At 34.5% G+C, this 18738-nt stretch carries 17 protein-coding genes; 12 read left to right on the top strand and 5 right to left on the bottom strand.

Annotation, left to right across the window (positions count from 1 at the left end; all coding sequences use genetic code 11):
• Positions 1-167: 167 nt before the first annotated feature.
• Both AK212_RS13410 and pglS read left to right on the top strand, forming a co-directional pair.
• Positions 168-341 carry a hypothetical protein gene (locus AK212_RS13410; RefSeq protein WP_011275337.1) on the top strand — a complete coding sequence of 58 codons (174 nt, stop codon included), beginning with the start codon at positions 168-170 and terminating at the stop codon, positions 339-341.
• Between the two features lie 142 nt (positions 342-483).
• Positions 484-1518 carry a 6-phosphogluconolactonase gene (gene pglS / locus AK212_RS09290; protein WP_053030400.1) on the top strand — a complete coding sequence of 345 codons (1035 nt, stop codon included), beginning with the start codon at positions 484-486 and terminating at the stop codon, positions 1516-1518.
• 61 nt (positions 1519-1579) lie between these two features.
• Here the strand turns inward: pglS and AK212_RS09285 are convergent, their stop codons facing one another.
• From AK212_RS09285 to AK212_RS09275, 3 genes are all read right to left on the bottom strand, one after another.
• On the bottom strand, positions 1580-2962 hold the full coding sequence (locus AK212_RS09285; protein ID WP_053030399.1) for an aldehyde dehydrogenase: 1383 nt from the start codon (positions 2960-2962) through the stop codon (positions 1580-1582).
• Positions 2963-3296: 334 nt separating this feature from the next.
• Complete coding sequence (locus tag AK212_RS09280) at positions 3297-4226, bottom strand: manganese-dependent inorganic pyrophosphatase (RefSeq protein WP_053030398.1); 930 nt, start codon at positions 4224-4226, stop codon at positions 3297-3299.
• A gap of 50 nt (positions 4227-4276) precedes the next feature.
• Positions 4277-4837, bottom strand: coding sequence for a cysteine hydrolase family protein (locus tag AK212_RS09275; RefSeq protein WP_053030397.1), 561 nt, complete (start codon positions 4835-4837; stop codon positions 4277-4279).
• A 172-nt stretch (positions 4838-5009) separates the two neighbouring features.
• On the opposite strand from AK212_RS09275, the gene AK212_RS09270 reads away from it, so the two are divergent.
• Positions 5010-6092 carry a glycosyl hydrolase family 28-related protein gene (locus tag AK212_RS09270; protein WP_053030396.1) on the top strand — a complete coding sequence of 361 codons (1083 nt, stop codon included), beginning with the start codon at positions 5010-5012 and terminating at the stop codon, positions 6090-6092.
• A gap of 299 nt (positions 6093-6391) precedes the next feature.
• Here AK212_RS09270 and AK212_RS09265 read toward each other — a convergent pair whose 3' ends face one another.
• Together AK212_RS09265 and AK212_RS09260 are read right to left on the bottom strand one after the other, a co-directional pair.
• Positions 6392-7192: a prephenate dehydratase gene (locus tag AK212_RS09265; protein ID WP_053030395.1), complete on the bottom strand. Its 801-nt coding sequence runs from the start codon at positions 7190-7192 to the stop codon at positions 6392-6394.
• Positions 7193-7221: 29 nt separating this feature from the next.
• Entirely contained in the window at positions 7222-8289 is a 1068-nt protein-coding gene (locus AK212_RS09260; protein WP_053030394.1) for a nitric oxide synthase oxygenase, read from the bottom strand.
• Positions 8290-8467: 178 nt separating this feature from the next.
• Between AK212_RS09260 and AK212_RS09255 the strand changes: the two genes are divergently transcribed.
• The 9 genes from AK212_RS09255 to ligA all read left to right on the top strand — a co-directional run bounded on the left by AK212_RS09255 (position 8468) and on the right by ligA (position 18734).
• Positions 8468-9937, top strand: a complete 1470-nt coding sequence (locus AK212_RS09255; protein ID WP_053030473.1) for a nicotinate phosphoribosyltransferase — start codon at positions 8468-8470, stop codon at positions 9935-9937.
• Entirely contained in the window at positions 9930-10751 is an 822-nt protein-coding gene (nadE, locus tag AK212_RS09250) for an ammonia-dependent NAD(+) synthetase (RefSeq protein WP_053030393.1), read from the top strand. The genes AK212_RS09255 and nadE overlap by 8 nt, the downstream gene beginning before the upstream one ends.
• A gap of 83 nt (positions 10752-10834) precedes the next feature.
• Complete coding sequence (locus AK212_RS09245; RefSeq protein WP_053030392.1) at positions 10835-11440, top strand: DUF2179 domain-containing protein; 606 nt, start codon at positions 10835-10837, stop codon at positions 11438-11440.
• A complete protein-coding gene (locus AK212_RS13105; protein ID WP_070855045.1) occupies positions 11421-11591 on the top strand; it encodes an NETI motif-containing protein in 171 nt (56 codons plus the stop codon). Before AK212_RS09245 ends, AK212_RS13105 begins: the two co-directional genes overlap by 20 nt.
• A gap of 279 nt (positions 11592-11870) precedes the next feature.
• Positions 11871-13166, top strand: a complete 1296-nt coding sequence (gene purB / locus AK212_RS09240; RefSeq protein WP_053030391.1) for an adenylosuccinate lyase — start codon at positions 11871-11873, stop codon at positions 13164-13166.
• 93 nt (positions 13167-13259) lie between these two features.
• Entirely contained in the window at positions 13260-13562 is a 303-nt protein-coding gene (locus AK212_RS09235; protein WP_011275350.1) for a YerC/YecD family TrpR-related protein, read from the top strand.
• A 280-nt stretch (positions 13563-13842) separates the two neighbouring features.
• Positions 13843-14538, top strand: a complete 696-nt coding sequence (gene pcrB, locus AK212_RS09230) for a heptaprenylglyceryl phosphate synthase (RefSeq protein ID WP_053030390.1) — start codon at positions 13843-13845, stop codon at positions 14536-14538.
• Positions 14535-16727 (top strand): DNA helicase PcrA, encoded by a 2193-nt coding sequence (gene pcrA / locus AK212_RS09225; protein ID WP_053030389.1) that lies wholly within the window; start codon positions 14535-14537, stop codon positions 16725-16727. Before pcrB ends, pcrA begins: the two co-directional genes overlap by 4 nt.
• A 3-nt stretch (positions 16728-16730) precedes the next feature.
• The gene (gene ligA, locus AK212_RS09220) at positions 16731-18734 is read left to right on the top strand and encodes an NAD-dependent DNA ligase LigA (protein WP_053030388.1); all 2004 of its coding nucleotides are present in this window, start codon (positions 16731-16733) and stop codon (positions 18732-18734) included.
• Positions 18735-18738: the final 4 nt, after the last annotated feature.

The following is an 18738-nucleotide window of genomic DNA, read 5'->3' as shown; positions in this document are numbered from 1 at the left end:
TGGTGGATGTATTAAACTAATGTACAATTGAAAACTTATGAAGTTTTTGAAATTCATTTTTTAATGATTATTATAAGACAAAAAAGGTATCTATTTAATGATAACAGTAAGTATGATAATATATAATATTGTAAACATACTTATTTCTATTTAGAGGTGAAACATACATGTGGGATTTAATTAAAGGTTTATTCAAATTCTTATTAAGCTTAGTAGTTATTACATCAGTAGTCGTTGGTGTAGGTGTTGTAGCATTTGCTTACATCTTCAAAAAAGACTTTGAAGATATCGAAAGAAAAACGAAAGAAATCGTTTCAGATATTGAAAGTAATAACGCGTAATTTGCGTAATAGTACCAGTAACTTCAATGTTGAGGTTACTGGTTTTTCTTTTTAATTAATGGTTTAGAGCGATTAAGAATAATTGTCATAGTGCCCCTTCTTTTAATAAAATAAAGATAACTAGAACTTAGGAGGTATACTGATGACAACTAAGGGTTATATCGGTTCATATACGAAAAAAGAGGGTAAAGGGATTTATTTATTCGAATTAAATGAAGATAATGGTCACATTAGTGCTGTTAATACGGGTTATGAAATTGAAGCATCAACCTACCTTGCACAAACCGACGATTATTTATATGCCATTACGAAAGAGGGGACACATTGTGGAGTAGCAGCATTTAAAAAAGACCATTCAGGTGCACTAACATTAATCAATAAATGCTTAGCTTCTGAAGCGGGTACAGGCTGTTATATTTCAGTATCCACAGATCATAATTTCTTGTTTGAAGCGGTGTACGGCGCTGGTATCGCTAGAATATATCAATTAAATAAAGAGACAGGTGAAATTGTTAAGTTAATTCAAGAATTGCACCACGACTATCCACTTGGTAGTCACGAACGCCAAGAGCATTCACATGTCCATTATTTAAATGAAACACCTGACGGTAAATACGTTGTAGCTACGGATTTAGGTACTGATCGTGTTGTCACGTATGAATATAGTAGTGAAGGCTTAAAAGAGTATAAAGTGTCTCAATTTAAAGACCAAGATGGTCCTAGACACATTGCTTTTCATAAGAATGGCGAATATGCATATATTGTTCATGAATTATCTAATTATGTAAGTGTTGCTAAGTATGAGGATGGCGAATTTAAAGAAATAGAACGTCATTTAACGATTCCAGAAGATTTTAATGAAGATACTAAACTAGCTGCTGTCCGATTATCTCATGATCAACAATCGCTATATATTAGTAATCGCGGTCATGATAGTATTGCTGTTTTCACGATTACAGATGATGGTGCTGGACTAAACCCAGTAGAAATTGTTAAAAGTGGGGACCAATTTCCTAGAGATTTTAATATAACTGAATCAGATGACTACTTAGTATGTGCCCATCAAGAAGGAAATTATGACATTACCGTATTCAATAGAGATACACATACAGGTAAATTAACGCCAACAGATAATCAATACAATGCACCTGAGGGTGTACATGTTAGCTTTATTTAATAAACTATATAAATAGCGCCACGACAGTATTAAAATTGTCGTGGCTTCTTTTCGAATTAATTTATAAATTTTTAAAAAAGGTTCTAATATATTTAAATTTACCTTTATAGGGTGGATACATTACACTTGAATCTAATCGTGTAGATTTAAAGATATATGACTTGCTGTGGCTAAAAGTTTCAAAAGTATATTTACCGTGATATTGACCGATACCAGACATGCCTACACCACCAAATGGTAGTTTAGGATTTGCTAAATGCATTAATGTATCATTGATTGCGCCACCGCCGAATGATAATTCATTTAACACACGGTGTGTACTATTCTCATCTTCACTAAATAAATAGAGACTCAATGGTTTAGCTTTACTTTGCACAATATCGATTGCTTCATTGAAATCATCGTAAGTAATGATAGGCAAGAGTGGACCAAAAATTTCTTCCTGCATAATTTTAGAGTTAGGTGTGATGCCATCTAATAAAGTTGGTTCTATATAGCGCGTTGATGCATTTGTATGGCCACCGAAAATAATATGTTGTTGATGTACGTTAAGTAATTCATTTAAGCGATTAAAATGTTTATCATTGACGATGCGACCGAAGTCAGGGCTTTCCTCAATCGTATGACCATAAAATTCTTGAATACTTTGTTTAAGCGCCTCAATCAATTCGTTTTTAACTTTCTTATTTACTAATATATAGTCTGGTGCTACGCATGTTTGACCAGCATTTGTAAATTTACCAAAACTAATACGATCACTTGCAACCTTGATATTGGCTGTGTCATCTACAATAACAGGAGACTTTCCACCTAATTCAAGCGTAACAGGGACTAAATTTTTACTAGCAGCTTCATATACAATTTGACCAACTTTGTCACTACCTGTAAAGAAGATATAGTCGAAAGGTAGTTGAATTAATGTTTGTGTCTCAGAAATACCTCCTTCAACAACAGCTATATAATCTGGTGTAAACACGTCCTCAATAATTTGACGAATGACTGTGGCAACATGAGGTGTTAATTCAGATGGCTTAACAAGCGCTGTATTTCCAGCTGCGATAGCGCCAATTAAGGGTTCAAATACCAATTGAACTGGATAGTTAAATGGACCAATGATTAATACTGTGCCATAAGGTTCCTGCTTAATATAACTTTTTGCAGGAAACATAAATAGAGGGGTGTCAACTTGTTTTGTTTTAGCCCAATTTTTCAATTCTTTACGTGCTGTTTTAATACTTTTTAAAGTGAATCCAATTTCTGTAGCATAGGCTTCAACAGGACTTTTTCCTAAATCTGTTTTAAGCGCATCAAGTAAATCATTTTCATGATTTTTAATGCTTTTACTTAACTGTTTTAACTGATGCTTTCGAAATTTCAAATCTTTTGTTTTATGTGTTTTAAAAAAAGCTTTACTCTCTTCGAATTGTTGCTCGATGGTCGGCAATATATGATACCTCCTAATGATTCCTTTTTAAATTAAAAAACTTTATTAAAATGTATGATGTTATTCATCATATCTATACCCTAAATTTATTTCAATAAAAATGAAGCGGGACTGAATTTTTTTAAATTCGGCACCCGCTCCCAGCTTGCTTTGCTTGTTGAATTTCTTGATGAAATGCGCTTTGTTGGGGTCTAGCCCGCAAAGATAACTAAAACCGAGAAAAGCTTACGCCCTCTCGGTTCAGTTAGCTACTGCGCATTTGCAAAGTAGTATTGTTTAATTAATAATGTCCTAGCCTTACATATATAGGCGGTTAATTAAATACCTAAATGTCTTATTTAGTTAAAGCTTCTGTAATTTGAGGTACCACTTGTTTTTTACGAGAGACAACGCCTGATAAGAATGCCATGCCATCGTCTAGTTGAACTTTAAATGCTTCGCCAACTTTGTCTTTTTCAGCACCTACGACTAAAATTTTAGAGTCACTATTAATAATATCAGTTACGACTAATACAAATAAGTCGTATTTTTCATTTGCACTTGTTTCTAACATTGCTTTTTCAAGATCTTCTTTGCGATCTAAGACTTCGTCAATGTCAACCGTGTTAACTTGTGCAATACGTGTAACATAGTCACCCATATTGAATGATTTAGCGTCCATATCTAATAATTCTTCAGCAGATTTATCCGTTGTAGATGCACCAGCTTTTAACATATCTAAGCCATATTCATCTAAATCAACATTTGCAATGTCTTTTAAATCTTTAGCAGCATTTACATCTTCATCTGTACAAGTAGGTGATTTAAATAATAAGCTATCAGAAATGATTGCTGAAATCATTAATCCAGCAATGTGTGGTTTAATTTCAAATCCACGTTCTTTATACATTTTATAAAGAATTGTAGCTGTACAACCAACTGGTTCTGCTCGATACCAAAGTGGTGAAGCAGTTTCAAAGTTTGCGATTCTGTGATGGTCTACAACGTGTTTGATCTCAGCATCAGAAATTGTTTCAGCACTTTGTTGGAATTCGTTATGATCGACTAAGATAACCTCTTGACCATCTAGGTTATCACTTAATAATTCTGGTGCTTTAACTTCAAAGTGATCTAAAGCATATTGAGTTTCAGGATTAATATCTCCTAAGCGATATGGCGTCGCTTCAGAGTTACCAGTTAATTGTTCAAAATCAGCCATGATTATAGCTGATGCGATTGCATCTGTATCTGGATTTTGATGTCCAAAAATATAAGTTTTTGCCATTGTTATTATCCACCCTTATCATTTGATTTTTCATCTTATTTTATCATGTTTTATTTAGGAACATCTACCTCTGCGCCTAATGAGTTTACAAAATGTCCCAAAGCCCACACATGACCATTTTCATTGAAAGAAGCAACACCATCTTTAGGAATAGTGATGTGATATCCTAAATTATATGCTGATACGGCAGTATGGAGAATGCAAATATCTGTACATACACCTACAATTTCAATATCTGTGATATTTCTTTCACGTAATAGGCTATCTAAAGGCGTACCGTAGAAAGAATCATAGCGACGTTTATCTAGATAATGAACATTCTCGCATTCTTTAAAATTATCATAAAATGTTTTAACCTTACCATACAGGTCGCGCCCTGATGTGCCCTCAATATTATGAGGAGGGAATAACTGCGTCTCAGGGTGGTAAGGATCATTTTCATAGTGTAAATCCATCATAAAGAAAATATCTTGGTCATGTGACTGAAACGTTTCAAGACGGTTTAGGATAAACGTTTCGATATCTTGACCAGGTTTACCACATGTTAAGCGGCCATCATCTGCAATAAAATCATAAGAATAATCTACAACGATAAGTGCTTTTTTAGTCATGAGCTATCATCCTCTCGAATAAATGTTTGAGGTATTTAAAAATTGTATAATTATATAGAAACGATTAAATGATTACCTCATTAATCATTACATATATTATAGCTAATCCCATTCTAAAATGGTACATAGCCTATAGATTTAAAGATTGGAAAGTTGAGATAGGGGATACGATATGTTAATTAATGCTCAAGATTATGGACTAAAAGGACATAATAAACGCAAAGACACGAAAGCAATACAGCGCGCATTGAATAAAGCAAGATATGGTGAACACACTGTGTTTATACCGAGTGGTACGTATCATATTTCGAAAGCACTCATTATTTACGGCGCAACGACACTATTACTTGAAGATGATACCACATTGCTAAGATGTGGTAAGGATGCCCTTTTAAAAAACGGACATCGCTTTGGCTTTTATAAAGGATATCAAGGAAATGGTCAGATTTATATTAAAGGTGGAACATTTGATATGAATGGTGGTCAATTTCCGTATAATAATACTGCAATGTCAATTGGACATGCGGAAGACATTCAACTGATTGGTGTTACGGTATTAAATGTCGTAGGTGGACATGCTTTAGATGCCTGTGGTATTAATGGCTTATATATCAAGAACTGTCATTTTAAGGGATTTAATGATTTTGATGGCGACCGCTCATTTTCAGAAGCGATTCAATTGGATATACAAGTCCCAGGTGCATTCCCTAAATTTGGCACGACAGATGGAACCATTACTAAAAACGTTGTTATCGAGAATTGTTATTTCGGTGATTCTGAAGACCAACACATGCGCCCATGGAATAGAGCGATTGGCTCGCACACAAGTAGATATAATAAATTCTATGACAATGTGCATATTAAAGATAATTGTTTTGATGGAATGGAAGATTATGCATTAACACCTCTTAAAGCTAAAAACATGATTATATCACGCAATGAATTCAAAAATTGTAAAGGTGGTATTCGATTTTTAGGTGTGAAAGATGGAAAGAATGCTGCTGACCCTAACACAGGCTTAGTTATGCCATCTCAAGCAGGTGAAAACTTCAGTGTAATTAGTAATCATTTTAGTGGAAAAATGAAAAAAGATGCCATTCATATTAGAAGTTATAATGATGTAAAACATCAGCAAGTATTTATTGCAGGGAATACGTTTGATGATGCATCACAAACGATACATTTAGAGGATATAGCTGACCTGACTTTAAATCAGGATGAGGACATCACAATTAGGAAAATAAATATAGAATAAAACAGTTTGCAAGTAGGACAAAATGGGAGTGGGACAGAATTCTTTTAAATTCGTCGTAACCCCAACTTGCTTAGCTTGTAAAATCACTTTCGTGATTTTTTGTGTTGGGGCCCCGACTCCCAGCTTGCTTTGCTTGTAGAATTTCTTAGTGAAATTCTCTTTGTTGGGGCCCCGACCCCCGCAAGGATGACTAGAACTGAAAAAAGCTTGATTTAAGCGCATTTTCAGTTCAGTCAGCTACTGCGAATTTGCAAAATAGCATCATCATATTATTTATGTCCCAGGCTCACGCCTAATTTCTATTGGCGATTGAATGCGCCTATAATTTTAACGCTGAAGTCCAATGTTTCTAAAATTGAAATAACTTTATCAAGTTCTTCACTTTTACCTATATCGGTTTGAACAAAGAAACGATACATTCCTAGTTGTGTCTTAAGCGGTCTAGATTCTATCCATGACAAATTAATATCAAATAATGCAAAAGTATTGAGTATACTAGCTAACAGGCCAGCTTTGTCATGTTTCGGTGTGATTAATAACAACGTGCTAGTAGCTGTTTCACTATAGTGTTCATCACTTTTAACAACTAAAAAACGCGTAACATTATGCGGATAGTCTTGAATGTGTGCATCAATTGGTTCGAAACCATACGCTTCGCCACTACCTAGTGGCGCAATAGCAGCAACATGTGTATCGATTTTCTCCAAACTTTGTATTGTACTGTCGACATAATCATATAAGAAATGATGTCGGTGTATATATTGGCTCGTCTGACTAATCGCAGGTGCGATAGAATATACCTTTTCAATGTCCTCCAGTGAAGTGCCTTTAAGCGCGTATAGGCCAAAATTTATATCTAAATGAATTTCACCATGAGCATAAATGTCTTCTTGCGCAAGCGCGTCTGCAACAATATTAATTGTTCCTTCAATTGAATTTTCAATAGGGACGATACCCACAGCATTGCTATGACTGTTAACTGCTTTAATTACCTCATAGAGATTGGATTTAGGAGAATATGTAACCTCTTCCTCTGATAAATAAGTTTTAGCTGCTAAGTATGAAAAAGTCTCTTTAGGGCCTAAATAATATAAACGCATCTTTGTTCATCACCTCGAATAATTGAACACTAGTGGAACGGACACTTCATTGACTGTGATGTCTTATAGTGAAAATTAGGATCCTTGATTTCATTATTATAACCATGATGATAGTTTGAAGTTAGGGTTGGTGAAAGTGGTGGTGCTAACCATGACCATTTTCCTGTAACATCACGATGATGTGCGTGTTCTTTTTCTTCAAATAATTGAAATTGTTTAGATGCAGTTAGATGATCTACAATTGAGACACCTTGAGATTTGAATGAATGATACACTGCATAATTTAATTCAACTAGCGTTCGATCTTTATTAAAAGAATTATTCTTAAGTGTACCAAATTCAAACGCTTCTGCAACACTTTCAAGTAAATTATAGCGGTAACGGTCTGTGAAATTGCGCACTGCAATTTCAGTTACCATATACCACCCATTAAATGGAGCAGTTGGATACGTGATACCACCAATTTTTAAATCCATATTCGAAATAATAGGAACACCGTACCATTTTAAATTTAGTTGTTTCAATTTTGGGTACTGATCATGTTCTATATTAACTTCTTTTACTAATTCATGGGGTAACTCATATAGTTTAATTGAATCATTAGGTAACTGGTATATGAGTGGTAGTACATCAAAGTCTGTGCCTGCACCTTTCCATCCTAAATGTTCGGCCAATTGTGTTACTTCTCGTTCAGATGGATCACCACAATGTTCATAGCCTGCATACCTAATAAGTTGATTATTAAATATACGTGGTGCTTGATCAGGTGAAAAAATCGTTATATAAGGTTTGATTTTACCATCATTCGTTGCATATTTTAGATGATGGTTGATAGCATTAATAAAATCATGCTCATTGTCAACATTTCTTGCATCTTCTACATGGAGAGAATCCCAGAATAAGCGCCCAATACAACGATTAGAATTACGCCAAGCAAGTTTTGCACCATACGCTAATTCGTCAAACGTATGTGTATATGTGCCTGTATGTTGGATCTCTTCTTCTATTTCTTTTAATCTATTATCCCGTTGCGATGCATTGTAATTAAGTTCGTGATACATCGTTTCGATAAAACGTCTCGCTTCTTCTAATAACATAAGACCACCTCGGTTCATATTATAATCTAGACAATCAATTAACTCATTCAATTACATATATTGTCACGAATTTGTCTAATTGATATATTTTTTATTTTAAAAGTATCAATAAGATGTGAATACGCACTTCTAATGAATTATGATAAAATGTACTAAAACATCGTTAGGAGAGATTATGGTGTATCGATACGAAGATGACAGTTTAATGTTACATAATGACTTGTATCAAATTAATATGGCAGAAAGCTATTGGAATGATGGTATTCACGAACGAAATGCAGTATTTGACTTGTATTTTAGAAATATGCCTTTTGAGAGTGGCTATGCAGTATTTAATGGATTAAAAAGAGTAATTCAATTTATAGAACATTTTCATTTTAGTGATTCTGATATTGCGTATTTACAGTCGATTGGTTATAAAAATGATTTCTTGAACTATCTAAAGAACTTAAAGTTCACTGGTAATATACGTTCAATGCAAGAAGGTGAATTGTGCTTCGGTAATGAGCCATTACTTCGAGTAGAAGCACCATTAATTCAAGCACAACTTATAGAAACAGTATTATTAAACATAATTAACTTCCATACGTTAATTTCAACTAAAGCAAGTCGAATCCGTCAAGTTGCACCTGATGATACTTTAATGGAATTCGGAACACGACGTGCACAAGAAATGGATGCAGCACTATGGGGGGCACGTGCTGCCTATATTGGCGGTTTTGATTCTACGAGTAATGTGCGATCAGGTAAATTATTTGGTATACCTGTTTCTGGTACGCATGCACATGCACTCGTTCAGACATATGGTGATGAGTATAAGGCGTTTAAAATCTATGCAGAACGTCATAAAAACTGCGTATTCTTAGTAGATACGTTCCATACACTGAAATCTGGTGTGCCTACCGCAATTAAAGTAGCTAAGGAATTAGGGGATAAAATCAATTTCATTGGGATACGTTTAGATTCTGGTGATATTGCTTATTTATCTAAAGAAGCGCGTAGAATGTTAGATGAAGCGGGATTCAAAGATGCTAAAATTATTGCATCTAATGACTTAGATGAACAAACAATTATGAGTTTAAAATCTCAAGGTGCTAAAGTTGATTCATGGGGTGTAGGCACTAAATTGATTACCGGTTATGATCAACCCGCTTTAGGTGCAGTGTATAAGCTTGTAGCAGTTGAAGATGATAACGGTCAATATATTGATCGAATCAAACTTTCTAACAATGCTGAGAAAGTAACTACACCAGGTAAGAAAAAGGTTTATCGCATCATTAATACAAAAACAGGTAAAGCTGAAGGCGACTATATTACGCTAGAACATGAAAATCCTAATACAGAGAAGCCTTTAAAAATGTTCCATCCAGTTCACACATACAAAATGAAACATATTAAACACTTTGAGGCGATCGATTTACATCACTCAATTTTTGAAAATGGTAAATTGGTTTATCAATTACCGAGTGAAAAAGAAGCACAAGACTATTCTAAGCATGCGCTATCTAAATTGTGGGATGAAAATAAACGCTATTTAAATCCTCAAGAATATCCGGTTGATTTAAGTACTGCTTGTTGGGATAACAAGCATAAACGTATATTCGAAGTTGCAGAACACGTGAAAGAAATGGAGGAGGACAATGACTAATTTACAAGATATCGTAGTCAAAGAAATGAAAGTGAAACCAACGATTGATAGTGAACAAGAGACGCGTGACATTATACAATTCATAAAAAATTATGTACAATCACATTCATTTATTAAATCTTTAGTATTAGGCATTTCCGGTGGTCAAGATTCAACGTTGACTGGTAAATTGGCACAGATAGCGGTTGAGGAATTACGTAAAGAAGGGCGAGCGTGTGAATTTATCGCTGTGAAATTACCTTATGGTGTTCAAAAAGATGCTGAAGAGGTCGAAGACGCGCTAGATTTTATTCATCCTGATGAAATCATAACCGTTAACATTAAACCAGCTGTTGATCAAAGTGTGCAATCGTTAAGCGAAGCCGGCATTACATTAACAGATTTTCAACGTGGTAATGAAAAAGCCCGTGAACGTATGAAAGTTCAATTTTCAATTGCATCGAATCGAAGTGGCATCGTCATAGGAACTGATCATTCAGCTGAAAATATTACCGGATTCTATACGAAGTATGGTGATGGTGCTGCCGATATTGCACCAATCTTCGGTCTGAATAAAAGACAGGGAAGACAATTATTGAAATATTTAGATGCACCAAAACATTTATACGAAAAAATCCCTACAGCAGATTTAGAGGATGATAAACCTCAACTACCTGATGAAGAAGCATTGGGTGTTACGTATGATGAAATAGATGATTATTTAGAAGGCAAGCACGTGTCAAGCGAAGCACGTGATACGATTGAAAATCATTATATCAAAAATGCCCATAAACGTGAATTAGCATATACACGTTACACTTGGCCTAAAAATTAAAAAACATTTTCTAGTGACAAAATAAACATTCACTGATAAAATTATTTCGATTTTAGATATCCATGTAAGAAAAGGGGATTAATATGTCAGTGATAACTTCAAATCCATGGTCAATGGTATTAGCGATATTCGTTATCAACGTTTTCTACGTCACATTTTTAACTATGCGTACGATATTAACGTTAAAAGGGTATCGTTATATGGCGGCGGCAGTCAGCTTCCTTGAAGTATTAGTATATGTAGTTGGTCTTGGTATGGTTATGTCTAGTTTAGACCAAATTCAAAATATTTTTGCTTATGCGTTTGGTTTCTCTATAGGGATTTTAGTTGGTATGAAAATTGAAGAAAAACTCGCTTTGGGTTATACAGTAGTAAACGTGACATCATCGGAGTATGAGATTGATTTACCAAATGAATTGAGAAATTTAGGTTATGGTGTTACACACTACGCAGCACACGGTCGTGATGGTAGTCGAATGGTAATGCAAATATTAACGCCAAGACGTTATGAACGTAAATTAATGGAAACAGTGCGCAATTTAGATGCGAAAGCATTCATCATAGCGTATGAACCAAGAGCGATTCATGGTGGCTTCTGGACGAAAGGTGTTCGTACTCGAAAAGTTAAAGCATATGAAGTTGAAGAAATTGAAAGTGTTGTGGAACATGATGAAATTCAAAGTAAATGACAATGAAACCATCTCAGAATGTCTATCACGTATGCGTGAAGAAGGGTATATGCCAGTTAAACGAATTGAAAAACCGATATATACTGAAGATGAAGAGGGTAATATCGTTGTTCTAAGACAAGATATTCAATTTGTTGGTAAGAAGCTTTAATATTAAAAATTAATGAAATATAGCTTGAATAAGAGTGAAAAGAAGGGTGTTCAAAACTTCTTTTCACTCTTTTCACTCTTTTTATAATTCTATTGTTAATAGAAGAGTGTATTATTTAAAAGAAATCTATTATACTAAGTTTGTAAAAAAAGATTTATACATTTGATATATAATCTGTTAAACTAAAATTGAAGTCTTAAAGACGAACTATTTTAGATAATTTACGTTTAATGTACAGTTTTGAATTATAAATTTTATACATAGAATAGGAGATTAGAAATGATTGATCGTTATTCAAGAGAAGAAATGGCAAATATTTGGACTGATCAAAACAGATACGAAGCTTGGTTAGAGGTTGAAATCTTAGCTTGTGAAGCTTGGAGTGAATTAGGCCACATTCCTAAAGAAGATGTACAAAAGATAAGACAGAACGCTAAAGTTGATGTGCAACGCGCACAAGAAATTGAACAAGAAACACGTCACGATGTTGTTGCTTTTACAAGACAAGTTTCAGAAACTTTAGGTGAAGAACGTAAATGGGTACACTATGGTTTAACTTCAACAGATGTCGTTGATACAGCACTAAGCTATGTAATTAAACAAGCTAACGAAATTATTGAAAAAGATATTGAGCGTTTCATAGATGTTTTAGAACAAAAAGCGAAAAAATATAAATATACATTGATGATGGGGCGTACTCACGGTGTACACGCTGAACCAACGACGTTCGGTGTGAAAATGGCATTGTGGTACACTGAAATGAAACGAAATTTAAAACGATTCAAAGAAGTTCGAAAAGAAATTGAAGTGGGTAAAATGAGTGGTGCAGTTGGTACATTTGCTAATATTCCCCCTGAAATAGAACACTATGTATGTGAGCACTTAGGTATTGATACAGCACCAGTTTCAACACAAACATTACAACGTGATCGTCATGCATATTATATCGCTACGTTAGCTTTAATAGCTACATCACTTGAAAAATTTGCTGTTGAAATTCGTAATTTACAAAAAACTGAAACACGAGAAGTTGAAGAAGCATTTGCAAAGGGCCAAAAAGGTTCATCAGCGATGCCTCATAAACGTAATCCTATTGGTTCAGAAAATATCACAGGTATTTCTAGAGTAATCAGAGGGTATATTACAACTGCATACGAGAATGTGCCATTATGGCATGAACGTGATATCTCTCACTCTTCAGCTGAACGTATCATGTTACCAGATGTTACAATTGCGTTGAATTATGCATTAAATCGTTTTACAAACATTGTAGATAGATTGACTGTGTATGAAGATAATATGAGAAATAACATCGATAAAACATTCGGATTAATCTTCTCACAACGAGTATTATTAGCATTAATCAATAAAGGCATGGTTCGTGAAGAAGCTTATGATAAAGTACAACCTAAAGCAATGGAATCTTGGGAAACGAAAACACCTTTCCGTCAATTGTTAGAGAAAGATGAAACGATCACAAATGTACTTTCTAAAGAAGAATTAGATGAATGTTTCAACCCTGAACACCATTTAAATCAAGTTGATACTATTTTCAAACGTGCAGGATTAGAATAATAAGTGACTGTTTTCATTTAAAATACTACACTTTAACTATTTAATGCGTTAAAATGAGAGTATATTGAAAACGGATTATAGGGGTTGTTTGAGATGCAAATAGAGAAATTACGAGGTCAAGCGTTAGATGAACTTTTTGATGCAATTCTTACACTTGAAAATAGAGAAGAATGTTATCAATTCTTTGATGATTTATGCACTGTTAATGAACTTCAATCGTTATCTCAAAGACTACAAGTTGCTAAGATGATTAAACAGGGCTATACCTATGCTACTATCGAAAAGGAATCTGGTGCCTCAACAGCAACAATTTCCAGAGTGAAGCGTTCATTACAATGGGGTAATGATGCGTATACGATGATTTTGGAACGACTAAATATAGAAACGAAAAAATAATATATTATAACGTTAAACGCTAAGTTATAACGTGAATTGCTCCCTTCGAAATGGTCATTCATTTGAATGTTTTGGAGGGAGCATTTTATCTGTACGTTCAATGCGAAGGGATAACTGTTTATAAATATAGGTTTAAAATTAATTTTTTTCACAAGTATATCTGCAAATAATTATAATTTGTTTTCCTTATAACCTGTATAAATTCCAATGATTCTATTTAGAATTGGCACCCTAAAAATGATATAATTTGGTGTATGTTAAAAAAAGGAGTTAAAGGATTATGTATGACATTAAAGCGTGGCAACATGTGTTCAAATTAGATCCTGCAAAAGAAATTAGTGATAACGATTTAGATACACTATGTATGTCAAATACAGATGCTATCATGATTGGTGGCACAGATAATGTTACTGAAGATAATGTCATTCATTTGATGAGTAGAGTAAGAAGATATCCATTACCATTAGTTCTTGAAATATCTAATATTGAAAGTATTATTCCGGGCTTTGATTTTTATTTTGTACCTACAGTGCTAAATAGTCAGGATACGACATATCATAACGGGATAATGCATCAAGCCTTGAAGCAATTCGGTTTTATGGTTAATTTTGACGAAGTCGTGTTAGAAGGTTATCTCGTACTTAATCCAGATAGTAAAGTAGCACAACTAACACAGGCTAATACGAATTTAGATATTGAAGATGTAGAGGCATATGCACAAATGGTAAATGAGATGTATAAATTGCCAATGATGTACATTGAATATAGTGGAAAATATGGTGATGTTGCGACGGTTGAAGCTGCATCACGTTTATTAACGAATACGCAATTGGTGTATGGCGGTGGTATTACGTCTATTGAACAAGCTAGAGAAATGTCACAACATGCAGACACTATTGTAGTAGGTAATATTATTTATGAAGACATTAAAAAAGCGATAAAAACAGTAAAAATAAAAAAGGAGTCTAATAAATGAATTCATTAGTTGATCATATGAATAAAGAGCAAAGTGAAGCGGTAAGAACGACAGAAGGTCCATTGTTAATTATGGCCGGCGCTGGTTCAGGTAAAACGAGAGTGTTAACACATCGTATCGCCTATTTATTAGATGAAAAAGACGTTTCTCCTTACAATATATTAGCGATTACTTTTACTAATAAAGCCGCTAAAGAAATGAAAGAACGTGTTGAACAATTAGTAGGTGAAGAGGCACAAGTGATTTGGATGTCTACCTTCCACTCTATGTGCGTAAGAATATTGCGACGTGATGCAGATAGAATAGGCATTGAACGTAATTTTACAATTATTGATCCAACCGATCAAAAATCTGTCATTAAAGATGTCCTTAAAAATGAAAATATCGACAGTAAACGTTTTGAACCAAGAATGTTTATTGGTGCAATTAGTAATTTGAAGAATGAACTCAAAACACCTGAAGATGCAATTAATGAGGCGAATGACTTTCATTCACAAATGGTTGCTACGGTTTATAGTGGGTATCAACGTCAATTGACGCGTAATGAAGCACTTGATTTTGATGATTTGATTATGAAGACAATTCAGCTATTTGAACGTATTCCAGATGCACTTGAATACTATCAGAACAAATTCCAATACATTCATGTAGACGAATACCAAGATACGAACAAAGCGCAATATACTTTAGTGAAGTTATTAGCTAGTAAATTCAAAAATCTTTGCGTAGTTGGTGACTCAGATCAGTCTATTTATGGTTGGAGAGGTGCAGATATTCAAAATATCTTATCATTTGAAGAAGATTATCCTAATGCTAAAACAATATTTTTAGAACAAAATTATCGTTCGACTAAGACGATTTTAACTGCAGCCAATGAGGTCATCAAACATAATTCAGAGAGAAAACCAAAAGGGTTATGGACAGCAAATACAGGTGGCGAAAAAATCAAATACTATGAAGCAATGACAGAACGTGATGAAGCTGAATATGTAGTTAGAGAAATTATGAAGCACCGTAAAGCTGGAAAAGATTATAGTGATATGGCAATACTTTATCGAACAAATGCGCAATCACGTGTCTTAGAGGAAACGTTTATGAAATCTAATCTTCCTTACACGATGGTTGGTGGTCAAAAGTTCTATGACCGTAAAGAAATCAAAGACTTACTAAGTTATTTAAGAATAGTTGCCAATAGTAATGACGATATCAGCTTACAACGTGTCATTAATGTGCCTAAACGCGGCATTGGCCCTTCATCTGTTGAGAAAATTCAACGCTATGCGATGGATAATAATATTAGTATGTTTGATGCTTTGGCAGAAGTAGACTTTATTGGTCTTTCGAAAAAGGTAACGCAAGAATGTATTAAGTTTTATGAACTGATTCAAAACTTAATCAAAGAACAGGAATTTCTAGAAGTAAGTGAAATTGTTGTTGAAATCTTAGATAAATCAGGATATAGAGACATGCTTGAACGTGAACAAACGATAGAGTCACGTAGTAGATTAGAGAATATCGATGAGTTTATGTCCGTACCAAAAGATTATGAAGAGAATACTCCTTTAGAAGAACAATCACTTATTAACTTTTTAACAGATTTATCATTAGTGGCGGATATTGATGAAGCGCAAATTGAAAATGGCGTAACACTTATGACAATGCACTCAGCGAAAGGGTTAGAATTCCCAGTCGTATTCTTAATGGGAATGGAAGAATCACTATTTCCTCATATTCGTGCAATTAAGAGTGATGATGACCATGAAATGGAGGAAGAACGTCGTATTTGTTATGTAGCCATAACTAGAGCTGAAGAAGTATTATATATTACGCATGCGACATCTCGTATGTTGTATGGTCGTTCACAATCTAATATGCCTTCAAGATTCTTACGTGAAATTCCTGAAGATTTATTAGAAACGCCAGCTAAGCAACAACGTCAAACGATTACGCCTAAAACATCAAAACAACCTAAACGCGGATTTAGCAAACGCACTACATCATCAAAAAAACAAGTTTCAGCTTCTGACTGGAATGTCGGAGATAAAGTGACTCATAAAGCATGGGGCGAAGGCATGGTAAGCAATGTCAATGAGAAAAATGGTTCTGTTGAATTGGACATTATATTTAAATCAGAGGGGCCTAAACGTCTCTTAGCACAATTTGCACCAATCGAGAAAAAGGAGGATTAATGTATGGACAATATCCAAAATCGTGTGAAAGCGTTACATGATTTATTAAATCAATATGGCTATGAATACTATGTACAAGATAATCCTTCTGTACCTGATAGTGAATACGATAAATTATTACGTGAATTAATTGATATTGAAGAAGCACACCCTGAATTAAAATCACCTGATTCACCTACCGTTCGTGTAGGTGGAGAGGTGCAATCATCGTTCGAGAAAGTGAACCATGATACACCAATGTTAAGTTTAGGTAATGCTTTCAATGAGCAAGAGTTGCGTCGATTTGATCAACGTATTCGTGAACAAGTTGGTAAAGTTGAATATATGTGTGAATTGAAAATAGATGGTCTAGCTGTATCACTCAAATATGTGGATGGTCGTTTCGTTCAAGGTTTGACACGAGGCGATGGAACGACGGGGGAAGACATCACTGAAAATTTACGTACCATACATGCGATTCCATTGAAAATTAATGAGCCACTTAGTTTTGAAGTGCGTGGTGAAGCTTATATGCCACGTAGTTCTTTCATAAGACTCAATGAAGAAAAAGAAAAAAATGATGAACAACCATTTGCGAATCCACGTAATGCTGCAGCAGGTTCATTAAGACAACTCGATCCGAAATTAGCTGCTAAACGTAAATTGAGCGTATTTTTATACAGTGTTAATGATTTTACAGATTTTAAAGCAACCACACAAAGTGGTGCGTTAGATGAGTTAGATCGCTTAGGATTTAAGACAAATCATGAACGTGCACGTGTTGATGATATTGAAGGTGTATTAGCATACATTGAGAAATGGACAAATCAACGTGAACAACTACCTTATGATATTGATGGTATTGTAATAAAAGTAAATGACATAGAGCAACAAGATGAAATGGGATACACACAGAAATCTCCAAGATGGGCTATTGCATATAAGTTCCCAGCTGAAGAAGTCGTTACAACGCTACAAGATATTGAGTTAAGTATTGGTAGAACAGGCGTTGTGACCCCAACGGCAATTCTCAATCCAGTACGAGTTGCTGGAACAACAGTTTCTAGAGCATCATTACATAATGAAGATTTAATACGTGAACGTGATATTAGAATTGGAGATAGCGTCGTAGTTAAAAAAGCTGGTGACATCATTCCAGAAGTTGTAAGAAGTATCACGGAGCGTCGTCCAGAAGGTACATTACCTTATTCTATGCCTACGCATTGTCCAAGTTGTGGTCATGAATTGGTAAGAATCGAGGGTGAAGTTGCATTACGTTGTATTAATCCAAAGTGTCAAGCACAACTAGTTGAAGGGTTAATTCACTTTGTATCACGTCAGGCAATGAATATAGACGGTTTAGGCACAAAAATAATCCAACAACTCTATCATCATGAAGTGATTAAAGATGTGGCTGACATTTTCTACTTAACTGAAGATGATTTATTACCACTAGAGCGCATGGGTTCTAAAAAAGTAGACAATTTACTTAAAGCTATTGATGATGCTAAAGCCAATTCATTAGAGCATTTGCTATTTGGTTTAGGTATTCGCCATCTGGGTGTAAAAGCGAGTCAAGTTTTAGCTGAGAAATATGAAACAATGGATCGTTTACTTGAAGTGACCGAAGAGGAACTTGTTAGTATACATGACATTGGTGATAAATTAGCACAATCAGTAGTGACTTACTTAGAAAATGAAGATATAAAAGCACTGATTGAAAAATTAAAAAACAAAGATGTCAATATGGTTTATAATGGAATTAAGACGTCGGACATAGAAGGTCACCCTGATTTTAAAGATAAAACCATCGTTTTAACAGGGAAATTACAACAGTTAACACGTAAAGAAGCATCCGCTTGGTTAGAATTACAAGGTGCGAAAGTTACAAGTAGTGTGACAAAAAATACGGATTTAGTAATTGCGGGTGAAGATGCTGGTTCTAAATTAACTAAGGCTGAAAAGTTTGGTACTGAAATTTGGACAGAAGAACAATTTGTGGCAAAACAAAATGAAATATCAAGTTAGAGGA

Source organism: Staphylococcus borealis (assembly GCF_001224225.1).
In the GTDB taxonomy this organism is placed as follows: domain Bacteria; phylum Bacillota; class Bacilli; order Staphylococcales; family Staphylococcaceae; genus Staphylococcus; species Staphylococcus borealis.
This window is presented reverse-complemented; position numbering and strand designations above follow the sequence as displayed.